This is a genomic window from Streptomyces sp. NPDC002680 (assembly GCF_042889145.1).
Taxonomy (GTDB): Bacteria; Actinomycetota; Actinomycetes; order Streptomycetales; family Streptomycetaceae; genus Streptomyces; species Streptomyces adonidis.
In genome coordinates this window covers 264,416-281,416 of the sequence record NZ_JBIAQP010000017.1, presented here as the reverse complement: position 1 = coordinate 281,416, position 17,001 = coordinate 264,416, and the positions used below count along the sequence as shown (strand labels likewise).

16 protein-coding genes and 1 pseudogene are annotated in these 17,001 nt (G+C 68.9%); 11 read left to right on the top strand and 6 right to left on the bottom strand.

Annotated elements, in window-relative coordinates:
- Positions 1-88: pseudogene (locus tag ACFYXF_RS37685) on the top strand (IS5/IS1182 family transposase); the annotation flags it as partial.
- A 588-nt stretch (positions 89-676) separates the two neighbouring features.
- Positions 677-1,648, top strand: coding sequence for a LacI family DNA-binding transcriptional regulator (locus ACFYXF_RS37680; RefSeq protein WP_389356470.1), 972 nt, complete (start codon positions 677-679; stop codon positions 1,646-1,648).
- 63 nt (positions 1,649-1,711) lie between these two features.
- Here ACFYXF_RS37680 and ACFYXF_RS37675 read toward each other — a convergent pair whose 3' ends face one another.
- Both ACFYXF_RS37675 and ACFYXF_RS37670 read right to left on the bottom strand, forming a co-directional pair.
- On the bottom strand, positions 1,712-4,162 hold the full coding sequence (locus ACFYXF_RS37675) for a family 78 glycoside hydrolase catalytic domain (protein ID WP_389356469.1): 2,451 nt from the start codon (positions 4,160-4,162) through the stop codon (positions 1,712-1,714).
- 293 nt (positions 4,163-4,455) lie between these two features.
- A complete protein-coding gene (locus ACFYXF_RS37670) occupies positions 4,456-5,046 on the bottom strand; it encodes a TetR/AcrR family transcriptional regulator (RefSeq protein ID WP_389356468.1) in 591 nt (196 codons plus the stop codon).
- Between the two features lie 117 nt (positions 5,047-5,163).
- On the opposite strand from ACFYXF_RS37670, the gene ACFYXF_RS37665 reads away from it, so the two are divergent.
- The 8 genes from ACFYXF_RS37665 to ACFYXF_RS37630 all read left to right on the top strand — a co-directional run bounded on the left by ACFYXF_RS37665 (position 5,164) and on the right by ACFYXF_RS37630 (position 12,601).
- Positions 5,164-5,901 carry an SDR family NAD(P)-dependent oxidoreductase gene (locus ACFYXF_RS37665; RefSeq protein WP_389356467.1) on the top strand — a complete coding sequence of 246 codons (738 nt, stop codon included), beginning with the start codon at positions 5,164-5,166 and terminating at the stop codon, positions 5,899-5,901.
- Positions 5,902-5,975: 74 nt separating this feature from the next.
- Entirely contained in the window at positions 5,976-6,914 is a 939-nt protein-coding gene (locus tag ACFYXF_RS37660) for a cyclase family protein (RefSeq protein WP_389356466.1), read from the top strand.
- A gap of 32 nt (positions 6,915-6,946) precedes the next feature.
- The gene (locus tag ACFYXF_RS37655; protein WP_389356465.1) at positions 6,947-7,597 is read left to right on the top strand and encodes a DsbA family protein; all 651 of its coding nucleotides are present in this window, start codon (positions 6,947-6,949) and stop codon (positions 7,595-7,597) included.
- Positions 7,590-7,745 (top strand): hypothetical protein, encoded by a 156-nt coding sequence (locus ACFYXF_RS37650; RefSeq protein WP_389356464.1) that lies wholly within the window; start codon positions 7,590-7,592, stop codon positions 7,743-7,745. Before ACFYXF_RS37655 ends, ACFYXF_RS37650 begins: the two co-directional genes overlap by 8 nt.
- A 100-nt stretch (positions 7,746-7,845) precedes the next feature.
- Positions 7,846-8,436: a TetR/AcrR family transcriptional regulator gene (locus ACFYXF_RS37645; protein ID WP_389356463.1), complete on the top strand. Its 591-nt coding sequence runs from the start codon at positions 7,846-7,848 to the stop codon at positions 8,434-8,436.
- Between the two features lie 299 nt (positions 8,437-8,735).
- Positions 8,736-10,988, top strand: coding sequence for an MMPL family transporter (locus tag ACFYXF_RS37640; protein WP_389356462.1), 2,253 nt, complete (start codon positions 8,736-8,738; stop codon positions 10,986-10,988).
- 138 nt (positions 10,989-11,126) lie between these two features.
- Positions 11,127-11,915 (top strand): LuxR C-terminal-related transcriptional regulator, encoded by a 789-nt coding sequence (locus ACFYXF_RS37635; protein WP_389356461.1) that lies wholly within the window; start codon positions 11,127-11,129, stop codon positions 11,913-11,915.
- Positions 11,855-12,601 (top strand): response regulator transcription factor, encoded by a 747-nt coding sequence (locus ACFYXF_RS37630; protein WP_389356460.1) that lies wholly within the window; start codon positions 11,855-11,857, stop codon positions 12,599-12,601. Before ACFYXF_RS37635 ends, ACFYXF_RS37630 begins: the two co-directional genes overlap by 61 nt.
- A gap of 897 nt (positions 12,602-13,498) precedes the next feature.
- Here ACFYXF_RS37630 and ACFYXF_RS37625 read toward each other — a convergent pair.
- Complete coding sequence (locus tag ACFYXF_RS37625; RefSeq protein ID WP_389356459.1) at positions 13,499-13,909, bottom strand: PIN domain-containing protein; 411 nt, start codon at positions 13,907-13,909, stop codon at positions 13,499-13,501.
- The gene (locus ACFYXF_RS37620; protein ID WP_389356458.1) at positions 13,906-14,127 is read right to left on the bottom strand and encodes a type II toxin-antitoxin system VapB family antitoxin; all 222 of its coding nucleotides are present in this window, start codon (positions 14,125-14,127) and stop codon (positions 13,906-13,908) included. The genes ACFYXF_RS37625 and ACFYXF_RS37620 overlap by 4 nt, the downstream gene beginning before the upstream one ends.
- Positions 14,128-14,686: 559 nt before the next feature.
- Here ACFYXF_RS37620 and ACFYXF_RS37615 point away from each other — a divergent pair.
- Positions 14,687-15,532 carry a helix-turn-helix domain-containing protein gene (locus tag ACFYXF_RS37615; protein WP_389356457.1) on the top strand — a complete coding sequence of 282 codons (846 nt, stop codon included), beginning with the start codon at positions 14,687-14,689 and terminating at the stop codon, positions 15,530-15,532.
- A gap of 39 nt (positions 15,533-15,571) precedes the next feature.
- Here ACFYXF_RS37615 and ACFYXF_RS37610 read toward each other — a convergent pair whose 3' ends face one another.
- Both ACFYXF_RS37610 and ACFYXF_RS37605 read right to left on the bottom strand, forming a co-directional pair.
- On the bottom strand, positions 15,572-15,931 hold the full coding sequence (locus ACFYXF_RS37610) for a cyclophilin-like fold protein (RefSeq protein WP_389356456.1): 360 nt from the start codon (positions 15,929-15,931) through the stop codon (positions 15,572-15,574).
- Entirely contained in the window at positions 15,928-16,986 is a 1,059-nt protein-coding gene (locus ACFYXF_RS37605) for an alcohol dehydrogenase catalytic domain-containing protein (protein ID WP_389356455.1), read from the bottom strand. The genes ACFYXF_RS37610 and ACFYXF_RS37605 overlap by 4 nt, the downstream gene beginning before the upstream one ends.
- Positions 16,987-17,001 lie beyond the last annotated feature (15 nt).

Here is a 17,001-nt window from a genome sequence, read left to right as displayed (position 1 = left end):
CTGGGAACGCAGGGCCGACATCCACGAAGCGTTCCTCAAACTCGCCTGCTGCCTCATCACCCACCGACAACTCGGATCATTGTGTTAGCCGTTCTAAGTCGAGGCAGCGGGCCCTATTCGAGGGCCTCGGGGGGAAATCCGAACCTCGCACCGCTGACATGTCTCGCATGATGAGATCGACTTTCGGTGACCCGGCTCATATGTTCAGCAAATGCCATCTGGGTCGCATGCGCAAAAGGTGAATTGTTGGGCGGCAGAAACCGCTCGACTTGAAGCGACCGGCGGCCCTCCGGTAGTGCGCTTTACCGAGGACCGTTGGGACGCAGATCAGGTGGACGGTGCATCGTAAGTGGCGACGACACACCCATTGCCGCCATCAGGTTGTTGAGCCCGGGAAACATGGTGCAGTGAGCCTGCGGTCGCCCAGAAGCGGACGCGAGCCCCGCCGGCCTCACCGGCAACCCTTGGGCGACGCTCGTCGACCCCGACCGGCCGCCGCCGTCTGCGGGATCGAGGACCCAGCCGTGCTGGTCAACGTCCGGAGTGGCGTCGGTCGGCCCTGAAGCGCAAGGAGCACTCTGCACACGCAGCGTTGGGCAACGCATAGCCTGGCTGGAGTCGAAGAAGAGGGGCTGGACGAGTGGATGCCGGGATACGCCGTCCGACGATCCGCGACGTGGCGAAGCTCAGCGGGGTGTCCGTGGCCACGGTCAGCTATGTGCTGAACGGCAAGGAGTCGCAGTCGATCAGTCAGGAGACGAAGCAACGGGTGGCCGCGGCGGTCTCCGAACTCGGATACGTGCGCAACCCCGTTGGCACCGCTCTACGCCGTGGGCACTCGAACGTCGTCCTGGCGGTCTTCGACCCGACCTTCGTGGGGGATGTCAGCGAGCGCTGGAACGGCGCGGTCATCGGCGCCCTGTCCGATCTCGGCTACACCGTCGTGACGCACACGCTTCGCCAGGAGGCGGAGGCGGTGAAGGTGGTGCGATCGTTGCAGCCCTTCGGCGTCGCGTTGTTCGCGTTCGTGACCGTGCGGACCCATGAGGAAATGCGTGCCGCCGGAGCCCTGCACGTGTTCGGGTTCCCTGCCGTCGAGGCCGATCCGGAGGCGGCGGACCGGCCTTGGGAGCGGGCGATCGGCCGCTCCCAAGTGGCCCATCTGGCGGAGCGCGGGTACGAACGGGTCCGGTACGCGTTCCCGGAGCCTTCGAGTCGGCGAGTGGTGGCCGAGCACCGGCTCGGGGGCGTACGGGAGGAATGCCTGCGGCGGGGGATGCCGCAGCCCGACGTGTTCACGCTGCCTCTCGACCGGCTACAGGCGGTGGCCGCCCTGTCGGCGCTGGAACGGTTGTCGGGTTCGGCGATCTGTGCGTCCGATGACCGTCATGGACTGGCCGTATTGGCGGCGGCCTCGGATCTGGGCCTGCGGGTCCCATCGGATGTGGCGGTCATCGGCGCCGAGGACACCGTGGAAGGCCGACTGGCGATCCCCGCGCTCACGACGGCACGCTTGACCGACTCCGACAGTCTCGCAGGACTGCCCGTCTGGCTGGAGGCGGAACTGAACGGTGAGCGGACTCCGCTCGGTCGCACGGTCTGGGAGAGCACTGCTTCGGCAGAGGTCATCGTCCGCCAGTCCACCTGAATCCACCGGACCGGCCGGGCCCCGAACCCGTTCCCGTCGGCGGGCTCGGGGCTTGATACCTGGTCAGGACACGTGGAACACGTGCGTCCCGGCCTGCACGCGGTAGACGACGTAGCCATCCTTCCGCTGAACCGGGGGCACACCCCGATCCGCGGTGACGCTTCGCGCACCGTCCGGGAGCGGGACACGAATCTCGGCCGGTGTCCCCGCCGGCACCTTCACCGTGAGGGTCAGACGGCCCTTCTCCTGGCGCCAGCCGGCGCTGACCTCGCCGCGCGGGGTGGTCACCCGGGCCGAGGCGTACCGCAGGCCGTCCGGCACGACCGGTGCGACGAGCACCTTGCGGTAGCCGGGAGCGGCGGCCTGGATGCCTGCCAGATGCTGGTAGAACCAGTCGTCCACTGTGCCCAGGAACGGGTGGTTCATCGAGAGGTCCTTCTTGGTCATGGACCAGGTCTCCCACGAGGTGGTGGCGCCCTGCTTCACCCAGTAGCCCCAGCTGGGGTAGCTGGTCTGGGTGGCGATCCGGTAGGCCAGGTCTGCGCGGCCGTTCTCGGTCAGGACGGGGAGCAGCAGTTTGGTGCCGATGGCCCCGGTGTTCAGGTGGTCGCCGCGGTCGGTGATGTCCTTGACCAGGTTGGCGAAGACCGCGTCCCGGTGTTCTGCGGGGACCAGCCCGTACGCCAGGGCCACCAGGTTGGAGGTCTGGCGGTAGCCGGCTTCCACGGGCGTCCGGTAGACGCCCGCGTCGGCGTCGAGGAACGTCTCGTTGAACTTCTCGGCGAGGGCGTCGGCCATGGTGTCGAACCGGGCGGCGTCGCCGGAGTGACCGAGTTCCCTCGCGGTTCGGGCCAGGAGGCGGGCCTCGTGGTAGAGGTCAGCGTTGGCGGTCAGCAGGGAGCCCTCCGGCGGCCTGAGGGCCACGGTGGCGGCGTTCTCCGCACCGGGCGGTGACCAGTCGCCGAAGGAGAAGCCGGTGTACAGACCGTTCGTTCCGGCGATGGTGGTGCGCATCAGGTCGAGCCAGCGCGCCATGGCCGGGTAGTTGTCGGACAGCACGCCGGTGTCGCCGTAGTGCTGGTAGTGGGTCCAGGCGGAGGAGATCAGCGTGCCCGACCAGGACGGGTCGTTCCACAGGGGGAAGCCGCCGGGGTTCGGTGCGATCACCGGCAGGGCGCCGTCGGCGCGCTGGGAGTCCCGGAACGTCCGCAGCCACTGGCGGTACAGGCCCTCGACATCGAAGTTGAGGGCCGCCGAGTCCAGGTAGAGGTAGGCGTCGGCGGTCCAGCCCTGCCGGTCCCGCCAGGGGGTGTCGGTGGGAATGCCCCACATGTTGTCCAGCAGGGACGCACGCTGAATGGCGTTGATCCTGTTCAGCAGCGGGTTGGCGCTGTCGAAGCGGCCGGTCGACGCCACCGCGGTGTGCGCGACGCGGGCCTCGATCCCGAACGAGGTCAGCGGTGCCGAGGTGGTCACCTCGACGTAGCGGAAACCGTGCCGGGTGAAGCTGGGTTCCCAGGTCTGCCTGTCCTTGCCCTTGCCGCCCAGGGTGTAGGAATCCCGGTGGGTGACGGCGGCGGGGCCGAGCATGGCCGACTGGAACACGGTGCCGTCGTCGTTCAGCTGCTCGCCGTAGACGAGGGTCACCGTCGTTCCGGCCGTGCCGCTGACCTTGATGCGGGCCCAGCCTGCCGTGGTGCGGCCGAAGTCGTAGACCCGGGTGCCGGTCGTGAGCCTCGTGACGCCGACAGGCCCGAAGGTGTCGGTGACCTTGACCGGTGGCATGTCGGCGGGCACCACCTGCTTGGTGGGCGCGGGCTGGACGCGTGCGGTCTCCCAGGCCGAGTCGTCGTAGGCGGCGTTCGTCCAACCTGGTTTGGCCAGGCGGGCGTCGTACGACTCACCGAAGTACAGGGCGTCACGGGTGGGCCCGTCGGTGATCTTCCAGGTGCCGTCGCTGACGACCCGGCTTCTGGTGCCGTCGCTGAAGACGATGTCCAACTGCGCCAACAGCCGGGGCTCCTGTGTCCAGGGGGCCTTCGACAGGCCGAACAGCGTCGTCGGAGTGGTCTCCGGGGTGCTGAGGTAGCCGCGCCCCAGGGTGACGGCGATGGCGTTGTCCCCGCCGCGCAGCGACTTCGTGACGTCGAACGAGCGCGAGTACGCGGTCTGGTCGTAGGCCGACGGCGGCGGATCCAGGACCTGGTCACCCACTCGGTGGCCGTTGATCCACGCCTCGTAGTAGCCCAGTCCGACGATGTTGAACCTCGCCTGCTTGACGCGCTTGCCCAGCGCGAAGACCCGGCGCAGCAGCGGTGCGGGGTTCTGCTTGCCCAACTCGGGCGCCACCGACGGGGTGTCCCGCCCGATCCACTTCGCCGTCCAGTCGTTTCCGGCGGACGCGGCCGTGGACGGTGACCCGTAGGCGAGCCCCGGGCTCACCACACCGATGACCACGGCTGCGGCAGCGGCACCCACCACTTGCCGACGCGTGGCTGACCTGTTGAGAGACATGCCCGTTCCCTTCTTGTCAGTGAACCTGCCTGGCAGGTCTGCGTGGGGGGATCTCGGGGGTGCTGCAGCACTCGGCCGGTTTGGAACGTTTCGGCGCACGCTAATGAGGGGGCGGGATGTGAGTCAATAGGGTTACTTAAACGTTTCGAGATGGGACGATCATGTCTCGGAGAAGCCTTCTGCTGGCTTGCCGGGAAGAGCGAGCGGCGATCACGCGCCCTGACCAGGACAATTAATGAATCGATTCAGTCACGAAGCGAAAGGAACGCACGGTCCCGCACTTCGACCACGCGTCAGCCGGCCGGCACCACGCGGGCCGCAAGGACGGCGGCGGCCATCAGCTCTTCGCGGGGCGCGTCGGCGGCGGCGTTGACGGCGAGACCCTCGGCGGTGGCCATGAGGAAGCGCGCCAGGACCTTGCAGTCGGTGCCGGCGGGCAGGTCTCCGTCCGTCACGGCCTTCTCGAAGCGGTCCTGGACGGCTTTGCGGTAGTCGTTGCGGGCCGCCTTGAGCACCTCCACGATCGCGCGGCCGTCCTCGCCCGAGGCGAGTCCGGCCTGCACCGTCAGGCAGCCACGAGGCTTGCCCGGCGTGGTGTACGCCTCGACCAGGCCGGTCAGCAGCCGAAGTGCCACCTCTCGTGCCGTGGGCTGCGCCAGCGCGTCGCGCGACAAGGGGGAGCGCGCCTGGGCGTAGCGGTCCAGGACCTTCACGAAGAGCTGCTGCTTGTTTCCGAAGGCCGCGTACAGGCTGGGCGGCCGGATGTCCATCGCCGTCGTCAGGTCGGCGATCGAGGTGGCCTCGTAGCCCTGGCGCCAGAACAGCTCCAGGGCCGTGTCCAGTGCGACCTCCTCGTCGAAGGCGCGTTTGCCTCCCCTGGGCATGGCCCCTCCTCCCTTGTCCGGCTCCGCCACGGGTGCCGGTTGCCCGATTGCTTTAGCGGTCGTTACAGTGTAGCCGTTCACCGCTTTAGCGATCGCTACACGAAAGGTCGGGTGCTCATGGGAAAGCTGGACGGCAAGACCGCGGTCATCACCGGCGGAAGCAGCGGGATCGGTCTGGCGACCGCGAGGACGTTCGTCGCCGAGGGCGCCTACGTCTACATCACCGGCCTGGGTACGGAGGAACTGATCAAGGCCCAGGCCGAGATCGGCGGCCACGTCACAGCCATACAGGTCGACATCTCCCGCCTGGAGGATCTCGACCGGCTCTGGCAGCAGGTCGAGGAGGAGCGGGGAGGCGTCGACATCGTCGTCGCCAACGCCGGTCACGGCGAGCAGTCCACCCTGGCCCGGGCCACGCCCGAGCACTTCGACCGGCTCTTCTCCGTCAACGTCCGGGGCACGTTCTTCACCGTGCAGAAGGCGCTGCCGCTGCTCAACGACAACGGCTCGGTCGTCCTGATGGCTTCCGCCGGGCACCTGAACGGCGCGGCGGAGCGCACCGTCTACAGCGCCACCAAGGCCGCCGTACGCTCCTTCGCCCGCACCTGGGCCAGTGAGCTGAAGGACCGCGGGATCCGGGTGAACACCGTCAGCCCAGGGCCCGTCGACACCCCCGTCATCGACACGCAGGACGACCCGGACGCCCTGCGCGCCTCCCTCGCCGCCATGATCCCCCTGCGCCGGCTGGGCCTGCCCGAGGAGATCGCCGCGGCCGTGCTGTTCCTCGCCGCCGACGACAACCGCTACACCACCGGCTCCGACCTCGTCGTCGACGGCGGCCACACCCAGCTCTGAAGCCACCGCACGGGCAGCCGGAGCCCTCCGGCACGACAACAGCCCGCATCCGTACACACCTTGAGGAGAGACACATGACCGACACCACGACCTGGCCGCATCACGCACTCGGCAAGGAGCTGAGCAACTGGGGGCGTTGGGGTGCCGACGACGAGATCGGCACGCTGAACTTCGTCACACCCGCCAAACTCGTCGCCGCGGCGCAGCTGGTCAGGACGGGAAAGACCTTCGACCTCGGCATGTCCTTCGGCAAGGAGGGCCCGGCCACGCCGAACACCTTCCGGGACAACCCCCAGCACATGATGACCCTGCTGCCCTCGGACAGCGCCGGTGCCCCCGATGGCATGTTCGGCACCGACGACCTGGTGGTGATGAGCCTTCAGGCGGCCACCCAGTGGGACGGTCTCGCCCACATGGGATACGACGGGCACTTCTACAACAACGTGCCGGCCGCCGCGGTGAACAACTTCACGGGCGCTTCCAGGGACTCCTTCGACAAGGTGGCCGGACGCCCGATCTCGCGCGGGGTGCTCCTGGACATCGCCGCGCTCAAGGGCGTCGACCGGCTCCCGGATTCCTACGAGATCACGGCCGCCGACCTCTCGGCGGCCGAGGAGCGCCAGGGCGTGCACGTGGAGTCCGGTGACATCCTCTGCGTCCGCACCGGGTGGCACCGGTGGTTCGCCGAGGGCGACCGCGACCGGTACATGGGCGAGGCCGAGGCCGGCCTCGGCCTGGACACCCTGCGCTGGCTGCACGACGTCGAGGTCGCCGCCGTAGCCGTGGACAACTGGGCCGTCGAGGTCTACCCGTCGCCGGTCGAGGGCACCTACGCCCCGTTCCACCAGGTCGCGATCCGGGACATGGGCCTCACCCTCGGCGAGATGTGGGACTTCGAGGCGCTCGCCGCCGACTGCGCCCAGGACGGCGTCTGGGAGTTCCTCCTGTGCGCCCCCGGCCTCAAGATCACCGGCTCGGTCGGATCACCCGTCACCCCGATGGCACTCAAGTAACCCCGTTCACCTGACGAAAGGCGGTGCCCTAGATGACATCCCCTCAACTGACGATCGACGTGTGGGCGGACGTGCTCTGCCCCTGGTGCTACGTCGGCGAGCACCGGCTGAGCACCGCGGTCGCGCAGTCCCCGTACGCGGCCCGCATCGAGGTGAGGATGCACACGTGGCAGCTCGACCCGAACGTACCCACCCGGGTCACCTGGATCCCGGAGTACCGGGTCGAGAAGTTCGGGGTCACTCCCGACCAGGCGCGTGCGATGGAGAAGGAGGTCGCCGGGCAGGCCGCCGCCGACGGTCTGCCCTACGTCCTCGACCGGCCGGTGCGCAACACCCTCGACATGCTGCGCCTGGTCCACCTCGGCAACGAACACGGCGTCGGCGCGCGGTACATGGCGGCGATGCAGGCCGAACTGTTCGGCGGAAACCCCGACGCGTTCGGGCACGACACGCTGATCCGCCTCGGCGGGAGACTGGGCATCCCCGCCGACGAGATCCGCGACGTGCTCGCCACCGACCGTTACGCCGACGCCGTACAGGCCGATCACGCCGCCGCGGTGGCCCTGGGCGCCCGTGGAGTGCCCTTCACGGTCCTCGGCAACCGCCTGGCCATTCCCGGTACAGCAGGCCTTCCCCAGTACGCCGATGCCATCGACCGGGCATGGGAGCAGACCAATGGCTGACACACCCCCGGCCCCCGCGTCGCTGCTGCTCGTCGAAACCGGGCCGGACGGTGGCTGGTGCGACGCCGCGACCGGTATCTGTACGACCTTCGCGGCCGACCCGGAAGGCCCGCTCTCCGAGAGCGAAGACACCGCCAATGATATGTGACCCACGTCACTTAGGAAACGGTGCCGTTTTCTTCGCGGTCTCGCTAATCTGATGCCGTCCAAAGAAAACGGCACCGTTTTGCACAGGGAAGGAGCAGGTCATGACCGAGCAGTCCACCGCTCGGGGCAGCCGCTTCACCCCGCTCCGCGCGGCACAGCTCTACGACGCCGTGCTCGACCTCCTGCAAGAGGTCGGATACGAGGCCCTTTCGATGGAGGCCGTGGCCACCCGTGCACGGTTCAGCAAGGCCACCCTCTACCGCGACTGGGGCGGCAAGCCGCAACTGGTCGCCGCGGCCGTGGAGTTCCGCAGGCCGACTCGGATCGACCTGATCGACACCGGTTCACTGCGCGGCGACCTGTACGTGATGGTGGAGCAGGCCGACGACAACCAACTCGCGCGGGACGCCGCTCTGCAACTGAGCGTGGGCCACGCGATCTACAACAACCCCGAACTCCGTCGCACCCTGAGAGAGGTGAGGCTCAACCCGGCCCTCGACGACATCGGCGCCATCCTCCGGCGCGGCGTCCAACGAGGCGAGGTCGCCCCGGACAACCCGGCGCTGGACCTCGTCCCGTCCATGCTGGTCAGCCTGATCCTCGCCCGCCCGCTGATGAGCGACACGGCGATGACCCAGGACGACCTCAGACGGAACATGGAAGCGCTGGTCTTCCCCGCACTCGGTATCTGACCCACCCGTATCCGGGTCTTCACGATCCGGGTCCTCACGCACCGACCTCCCCCACCGTCGGCGCGTACCGCACACCTTTCCCGCCCCGGCCTCCCCGTGCCGCAGGCGTCCCGCGCCCTGCACTCCGGCCAATGACGGCCGTGTGACCTAGGCGCCCCTCCCTTTCTCGCCGTGCCCCCGCACGGCTGAACACACCCCCCACCCCCACCTGACGCGCACCGCTCACGTCGTCGGCGTACCCCTGCACGCCCTCATGCCCTGACGGGCGTTCCCAACGACCTGACCGAGAGAGCACCACCATGGCAACATTCCTGTACAGACTGGGGCACACCTCCTTCCGGCGGCGCCCCGTCGTCCTCCTCGTCTGGCTCGCCCTGCTGGGCGCGGCCATCATCGCCGCCCTCAGCGCGCCGGCTACGAAGGCGCTGCCCTTCACGCTGCCCGGCGCGGAGTCCCAGAAGGCGTTCGACCTGCTGGACCAGCGGTTCCCCGGCTCCGCCTCGGACGGAGCGACCGCCCGGATCGTCTTCAAGGCTCCCGAGGGACAGACGATGACCACCGCGGCCAACAAGGCCGAGGTGCAGAAGGTCACCAAGGAGATCGCGAGCGGCTCCGACCAGGTGGCCTCCGCGGTCGACCCGTACACCGCCAGGGCCGTCAGCAAGGACGGCTCGACCGCGTACATCTCCGTCACCTACAAGGTGACCGCGGCCGAGGTGGACTCCGACTCCCACGACGCGCTCGACAAGACCGTGGAACAGGCGCGTGCGTCCGGGCTGACCGTGGAAGCCGGCGGAAACGCCGTCAAGGTGGCGTCCCACGGCGCCGCCGCCGAGGTCATCGGCGTGATCGTCGCGGCGATCGTCCTGGTCATCACCTTCGGCTCCCTGGTCGCCGCCGGACTGTCGCTGCTGACCGCGCTCATCGGCGTCGGCATCGGCTTCCTCACTCTCGCCGCGCTGAACTCGCCCCTCGAACTGGGCGACAACGCAGGGGTGTTGGCCCTGATGCTGGGGTTGGCGGTCGGTATCGACTACGCGTTGTTCATCGTCTCCCGCTACCGGTCCGAACTCGCCGAGGGACACCCGAGGCAGGAGGCAGCCGCCCGTGCCACGGGCACCGCCGGGTCGGCGGTGGTCTTCGCGGGCCTGACCGTGATCATCGCGCTGGCCGGACTCGCCGTGGTCAACATCCCGATGCTGACCAAGATGGGCTTCGCCGCCGCCGGATCCGTCACCATCGCGGTGATCATCGCCGTCACCCTCGTACCCGCGATGCTCGGCTTCGCCGGCGACCGGGTGCTCTCCAAGAGGAGGTCCGGCAAGAAGGAGCCCGCCGAGGCGAACGTCACGGCGAAGTCCCCGGAGTCCCCCAAGCCCATAAAGCCCCCGATGGGCGTGCGCTGGGCGCAGTTCGTGCTCCGGCGTCCGGTCGCCGTCCTGCTGACCTGCATCGTCGGCCTCGGGGTGATCGCCATCCCGACGGCCTCCATGACCCTGGGCCTGCCCGACGACGGCGCCCAGCCCACCGACACCACCCAGCGCCGCGCCTACGACCTGCTCTCCGACGGCTTCGGCCCGGGCTTCAACGGCCCGCTCGTCGTCGTGGTCGACGCGGCGAAGAGCGACGACCCGGAGACGGCCGCCGACGAGGTGGTCAGCCGGATCGGCAAGCTCGACGACGTGGCCGCCGTCGCCCCGGCCCGCTTCAACCAGGCCGGAAACACCGCGATCATCACGACCGTCCCGTCGTCCAAGCCCGCCTCCGAGGCCACCGAGAAGCTCGTCGAGCACATCCGTGACACCGGTACGGCCATCGAGAAGGACACCGGCGCGAAGCTGCTGGTCACCGGCCAGACGGCGGTGAACGTCGACTTCTCCCAGAAGGTCAACGACTCCCTCGTCCCCTACCTGGCCCTGGTCGTCGGACTCGCCTTCCTGCTGCTGATGGCCGTCTTCCGGTCCGTCCTCGTCCCGCTCAAGGCCGCACTCGGCTTCCTGCTCTCCGTCCTCGCCGCCCTCGGCGCGGTCGTCGCCGTCTTCCAGTGGGGCTGGCTCGCGAGCCTGATCGGAGTGGAGGAGACCGGGCCGATCATGAGCCTGATGCCGATCTTCATGGTGGGCATCGTGTTCGGACTGGCCATGGACTACGAGGTCTTCCTGGTCACCCGGATGAGGGAGGCATACGTCCACGGCGAAGGGCCGGGACAGGCCGTCCTCACCGGCTTCCGCGACGGAGGGCGCGTGGTCACCGCCGCTGCCATCATCATGATCGCCGTGTTCTCCGGCTTCATCGGCGCCAGCGGAGCCATGATCAAGACGATCGGCTTCGGCCTCGCGGTGGCCGTCCTCTTCGACGCCTTCGTCGTCCGCATGGCGATCGTGCCCGCCGTACTGGCCCTGCTCGGCAAGTCCGCCTGGTGGCTGCCCGCCTGGCTCGACAGGATCCTGCCCAACGTCGATGTCGAGGGTGAAGGGCTCGCCAAGTCCACCGCCCCGGAACCGGGTTCGGGACCGGGGAGCGACGACCACCCCCAGCCCGTCCACGTCTGACCCGTACGTCGACGCCCCCGGGCACGCGCGCACCCCGCCCGTGCCCGGGCCCGACCGGACCTCCCTCGCGCACCCCGCACACCGCACACCGCTCCCGCCACCCGGTGGACACCCCTCCCCACACTGGAGCAGTCCGGCATGATCACCGTCCTCCTCGCCGACCCCCACGCCCTGCACCGACTCGGGCTGCGCACCCTCCTCGGCTCCTGCCACGGCCTGACCATCGCCGGCGAGGCGACCACCGGCGCCGAGGCAGCCCGTATGCACGAACGCCTGCGACCGGACGTCGTCCTGCTCGGCAGCGGCCTGCCCGCCACGGGCGTCACCACGACCGTCCGCCGCCTCAGACAGACCCGTACCCCCGGCTCCACAGCGCCCCGCGTCCTCGTCCTGAGCTCCGCACACCGCGACGAGCACGCCTACGACGTGCTGCGCGCCGGAGCCGCCGGCTTCCTCCCCGCCACCGTCACCCCCGACGACCTGGTCGCGGCCCTGTTCGCCGTGGCCGCCGGAGACGCCGTCGTCTCCCCGCGCCTGGCCGGCGCGCTCATCCACGCCGTCCGTTACGGCCCCCGCCCCGCGGTACCGGTCCCCAAGGGCCGGCTGGAGGACCTGACCGAACGCGAACGCGACGTCCTGACCGCCGTCGCCTCCGGCCGGTCCAACGCCGAGATCGCCGCACAGCTCTCCATCGCCACGACCACCGTCAAGTCCCACGTCGGCAGAATCCTCACCAAGATCGGAGCCCGCGCCCGCGTCCAAGCCGTGATCTTCGCCTACGAATCCGGACTCGTACGCCCTCCGCTACCCCCTGCCGGCCCCTCCCTCCCAACCCCCCACCGAATGACGGACCGCGAGGAACCGACATGCACGTACTTCTCGTCGAGGACGACCCTGCCATCGCCGAACCGCTGGAACGCGGCCTGAAGCGTTACGGCCACACCGTGCACCTGGCAGCCACCGGACGGGACGCCCTGCGCGCCGGGAAAGCCTGGGACATGGTGCTGCTCGACCTGGGGCTGCCGGACATCGACGGCCTGGACGTCTGCAGACAGTTGCGCGCCGACAGCGATGTCTCCGTCATCATGATCAGCGCCCGGGACAGCGAGGCCGACAAGGTCGTCGGCCTCGAACTCGGTGCGGACGACTACCTCGTCAAACCCTTCCTGATACGGGAGTTGATCGCCCGTATGCGCGCGGTGCGACGCCGCGCGAGCGCCCCACCACCCGCTCCGGAACCCTTCGAACCCGGCCGGCCCGGCGTGGTGATCGACCTGCCCGCGCCCGCACGGACACCCGACCGTTACGGCCGTGTGGTCCTCGACCGACAGGCCCACCGGGTCTTCCTCGACGGGGTCGAAGTCGCCCTGCCACCCCGGGAGTTCGCCCTGCTCGCCTTCCTCACCGCGCAATCCGACGTGCTGGTGACCCGCGAGACCATCATGTCCTCGGTCTGGGACGCCAACTGGTTCGGCCCCACCAAGACCCTGGACACCCACGTCTCCGCCCTGCGGCACAAGTTCGGCGATGCCCTGACCATCCAGGCCGTACGCGGCGTCGGCTTCCGCTTGTCGGTCGGCCCCTGCACGACGACACGCCCCTCCGTGTCATGACGCTCTGCACGCCATCGCGAGCCGCCAGTCGTCAGCCCCGGCCCAGCACACGCAGCGGACGTAGGCCGTCTCGGGCCTGGCCGTGGACCTTGGCTGGTGTGCGAGACGGGATCGCAGGTGATCGTCCAGTTCATTCGGACGCTCACCCAAGAAGTCGAGACCCCTGACTGAGCGTTTGGTCCGGTGATTTGTGTTTGGGCCCGGGTCAGGTTCCGCGCCAGTTCGGGGAGTACCACGCTCCCGACACCCTTGGCTTCTACGAGCGGCAGCGAAGCAAGAGGTCTCCGAAACGTCAACTGCCTCCAACGAGCAGGAGTAGGAGTAGGAGCCTTACGCACGCGCGTCGACAACTTCCGACGTTCCGAACATGATTGGTCAATGCCCGAGTTCAGTTGGCCGGACCGCTCCCAAGGGCCAGCCCCGGATGTCGTAGACCGGCCGGTGAGGTGATGTCGTAGACCGGCCGGTGAGGTGATTTGGCACGCCGACCACAACCATCAGGCAGCGGGGACCCACGGTGAAAGCAGCCGAGCCCAACGAGGCCGCACTCCGATCGTTCGCCCAGGTCAACGCCTGGACCAGCCCCAAATGTCCGCAGCTTTCCAAGCTGAGAGTGCGAGTTCGATTCTCGTCACCCGCTCTTACTGAAGCCCCAGGTCAGCGGCCTGGGGCTGGTCTGTTCGTGGGGGTTCTCTGCCGGGTGCCTGTCTGTGGGTCCACGAAGATCGGGCATATGGAGGGCACGAGTCCTCGGTGGTTATGGCAGGCTCACCGTTTCGGACCCCGAAAGGTACCGCCGGCCTGGGGTTTCGCTGTGTCAGGCCCGTCGGCCGCGTCTGGCGGTGCTCCGTGTCATGGTGCGCCACCCTCGCCTGACGCAGGCACGGCGGAAATCCTTCAGACCACGTCGTGGATGTTGTGCTCGGTCAGGTCGGATGCGTGCCGGGCGACAGTGCCGTAGTCGGCATCGTCGTGCAGGACAGCCAGTCCGTGGTGGGCTGCGGTCGCGGCGATGACTAGGTCCACCGCCGAGGCACTGCGATGCTCTCCGGACCGGGCCATACGGTGCTGTACCCCACCGATCCAGCGCCCCGCGTTCTTCGGTACGGCCGCATCGGGGTAGAGGTCGGTGAACATCTCCGTGATCTCGTCGTACTCGCGTCCGTTCCGGGCACTGTGGAGGAACTCGGCGCGCTGCACATAGCAGGATGCGATGGCCCCGGCGTCGATCGCGTCGTACCAGGCCGACTGCAGTTTTGGATCGCGGAGCAGCCGGACCAGGCCGGACGTGTCGAGCAGGTAGATCACCGGCTGGCCTTCTCCGCCCGGTGCAGCCGCTCGGCGTCCTCGACCGCACCCCACTCACGCGCACGCTCGAAGTGACGGCTGATACGCGCCGCACGCTCCTGCTGCTCGGCGTAGAAGTTCAGAGCGAGATTGACCGCCTCTTTCTTGGTCCGGACATGAGCCAGAGCCATGGCGCGCTCCAGGGCGTCGTCGTCGATGTCGATCTGGGTCACGGACATACCGTGCCTCCCACGCAATGTTGGCGATGTACATAGAAGAATACGTCACCAACATTCATGGGTCCACCTGTCAGATCCCCACGCTGCACAACCCGACTGCGGGTCGCCCCGTGCCCACCGCGTGCCCGTAAGAGCGGACAATCACGGTCAACAGCGGTGCCACCAAGCGCTCACGTCTGCAGCGGCAGAACGAATCCGCGCAGGTCAGAAGCCATGTACCGGCCCAAGCGTCATAGTTTCCCAAGCTGAGAGTGCGAGTTCGATTCTCGTCACCCGCTCCATGGCATAGGCCCAGGTCATCGACCCGGGCCTTTTTGCTGTCGTCTTTGCTGTCGTCGTCGGTTACTCGCCGTGTGCCAAGTTCGCCCCAGGACGCTGATCGGCGGGTTCGGCACGTCCCATCCTTGCGTCGAAGCCGACGGGAAGGGCGGTAGGCTGCGGACACGTGATGGTCGACAAGCGACACTCCGGGCCGAGCGGGCCGAGCGAGCAGGCCGGACCAGCCGCGGTTCCGCTGTACGGTTTCCAGCCCCCGGTCGGTACTCCGTACGGCCTCGAGGTGAGTACCGTCGAGGATTTCTTCGCCCAGCACAACGACTGGCCGTGGAACCCGCCCCGTCCTGGCCGTGCCACCTTCCACTATCTGATCCTGGTCACCGAGGGTGAGTTGCGGCACGACGTCGACTACGTCACGCGGACCGTCGCCCCCGGCCAGTGGCTGTGGGTGCGTCCCGGGCACGCGCAGTGCTGGCATCCGCCCGGCGCGGCCCGCGGCCCGTTCATCCTGTTCGAACCGGACGTGCTGCGGCCCGACCTCGCCCGTCTCCTGGCCCCGCTCACCGCGCACGAGGCCCCTGCCGTGCTCAGCCCGCACCCCGACGACACCGCCTGGCTCCAGCAGACGGCACTCCAGCTCCTGGACGAACACCGCGCGCTGGGGCGCCGCCCCCTCGGCATCCACCACGCCCTGCGGCGCAGCCTGCTCGAATCGCTGCTGCTGCGCCTGGCCAACGCCCCGGGCATCGCCCCCATCGGCACGGCCACGGCCGGCACGGGCCGTGCCGGCAGGTACGGGCGCTTCCTGGACGCCGTGGAGCTGCACTTCCGCGAGCTGCACCAAGCCGCGGACTACGCCGAGTTGCTCGGCTGTTCGGTCCGCACCCTGAGCCGTGCCGCCCGGGACGCCACCGGCAAGGGGGTACGTGAACTCATCGACGAGCGACGCCTCCTGGAAGCCCGGCGCCTGCTGGGAGCTGCCCGGTGGGACGCCCGGACCGTGGCCGTCCACCTCGGCTTCACCGACCCCGCGAACTTCGGCCGCTTCTTCCGCGACCGCACCGGTCTCACCCCGGCCGCCTTCGCCGCCGGCGAGGCCACGACCGTCCCCCCTCCTCTCCCTGATTGACGATCCCGGTTGACGATCTCGGCGGCTTCCGGCCGGGTCTCAGTCGACGGCCTCGATGGTGACGTCGACCGTGCCGTCGTACTTCTTCAAGGCATCGGCCCCCGAGCCGATCTCGCCGAGGACGATGATGCCAGGGTCGGGGATGGACTGGCCGTCGTGGGCATAGAAGACGGCGATGTCGGGACCGGGTGACCAGTAGGCGATGTCGCCGATCTCGTAGCCGGACCGCGGCTCACCGCCTGCGGCGAGCGACCGGGGCAGGTGACCGTACTTCTCGCGCTTGAACAGGTCGTTCATCCGCAGCGTCAGCGGAAGCAGTGAGGCGAAGTCGCGTGCCGTCGCGTTGTCGTCGAGGGTTGCGTCGAGGACGGTTTCTCCGGCGGTCAGTCGGATTCTCATGTGGGTTCTGCCCTCTGGGGTGTTGTTGGAGTGATCGTCGGCAGGACGACGACGTGCTTGCCCGGTGTGGTGCCGGACTCGATGTCGGCCTGGGCGGCACGGACCTGTTCCAGGCCGTGGTGGACCTTCGCGACCGGGACTTCGAGGCTCCCTGCGGCGATGGCCTGCAACTGGCGGGCGAGGACGTCGGCCGGGAGGTCGGCGGCCTGACCGCCGTAGGACGTCAGCCGCACCCCGTTGGGGATCATGAACGGGGTGAAGTCGGGGATCGTCCACTGGCCCGCCAGGGCTCCGGTGAAGCAGACCGTGCCGTGCCGGCGGACGGTGCGGAGGGTGTCGGCGAGGACCGAGCAGCCCACCAGCTCCAGTACGGCGTCGACACCCTCCGGCATCAGCTCGCTCACCTGGTCGGCGATCGTGCCGCTGTCGACGAGGGCATGGTCGACGCCCGCGGCCCGCAGTGCCCCGGCCCTCTCCGGGCTGCGGGTGGTGGACAGCACGGTGGCTCCGAGGTCCTTCGCGATCGTGGCCGCGCTCAGCCCGACCGTGGAGGTGCCGCCGCGGATCAGCAGTGTCTGCCCGGCCTTGAGGTCCAGGCCGGTGGTCAGCGATCCGTAGGCGGTCTGGAACATCTCCGGCAGCGCACCGACGACCTCCCACGGCAGGCCGGTCTCGAACGGGATGACCTGCGCCGCGGGGACGGTCACGTACTGGGCGTACGAGCCGTCGTACGAGCGGCCCATGCCGCCCATCATCGTGGCCACCTGCTGTCCCGGCCTCAGTTCGCTGTCCTCGTCGGCCTCATCGACCACGCCGACGCCCTCGATGCCGGGCACACGCGGGTAGGTGACCTCCGCGTCCGACTCGCCCTTGCGGGTGGTGACCTCGGACTCGTTGACGCCGAACGCCTTCACCCTGATCCGTACCCAGCCGGGCCTGCGTACGGGCACCGGCACATCCTTGATCTCCAGTGCGTCGAGGCCGCCGGGCCGGGTGACGACGACGGCCCGCATCGTCGCCGGTGCGGCGTGGACGGCTGCTGTCGGTCGGCCCATGTCGAGTTCCCTGTC

Bases quoted from the DNA above. Each gene is read 5' to 3' on its own strand.
- ACFYXF_RS37675 (WP_389356469.1), bottom strand. From the start codon at position 4,162: ATGTCTCTCAACAGGTCAGCCACGCGTCGGCAAGTGGTGGGTGCCGCT.
- ACFYXF_RS37670 (WP_389356468.1), bottom strand. From the start codon at position 5,046: ATGCCCAGGGGAGGCAAACGCGCCTTCGACGAGGAGGTCGCACTGGAC.
- ACFYXF_RS37665 (WP_389356467.1), top strand. From the start codon at position 5,164: ATGGGAAAGCTGGACGGCAAGACCGCGGTCATCACCGGCGGAAGCAGC.
- ACFYXF_RS37660 (WP_389356466.1), top strand. From the start codon at position 5,976: ATGACCGACACCACGACCTGGCCGCATCACGCACTCGGCAAGGAGCTG.
- ACFYXF_RS37655 (WP_389356465.1), top strand. From the start codon at position 6,947: ATGACATCCCCTCAACTGACGATCGACGTGTGGGCGGACGTGCTCTGC.
- ACFYXF_RS37650 (WP_389356464.1), top strand. From the start codon at position 7,590: ATGGCTGACACACCCCCGGCCCCCGCGTCGCTGCTGCTCGTCGAAACC.
- ACFYXF_RS37645 (WP_389356463.1), top strand. From the start codon at position 7,846: ATGACCGAGCAGTCCACCGCTCGGGGCAGCCGCTTCACCCCGCTCCGC.
- ACFYXF_RS37640 (WP_389356462.1), top strand. From the start codon at position 8,736: ATGGCAACATTCCTGTACAGACTGGGGCACACCTCCTTCCGGCGGCGC.
- ACFYXF_RS37635 (WP_389356461.1), top strand. From the start codon at position 11,127: ATGATCACCGTCCTCCTCGCCGACCCCCACGCCCTGCACCGACTCGGG.
- ACFYXF_RS37630 (WP_389356460.1), top strand. From the start codon at position 11,855: ATGCACGTACTTCTCGTCGAGGACGACCCTGCCATCGCCGAACCGCTG.
- ACFYXF_RS37620 (WP_389356458.1), bottom strand. From the start codon at position 14,127: ATGTCCGTGACCCAGATCGACATCGACGACGACGCCCTGGAGCGCGCC.
- ACFYXF_RS37610 (WP_389356456.1), bottom strand. From the start codon at position 15,931: ATGAGAATCCGACTGACCGCCGGAGAAACCGTCCTCGACGCAACCCTC.
- ACFYXF_RS37605 (WP_389356455.1), bottom strand. From the start codon at position 16,986: ATGGGCCGACCGACAGCAGCCGTCCACGCCGCACCGGCGACGATGCGG.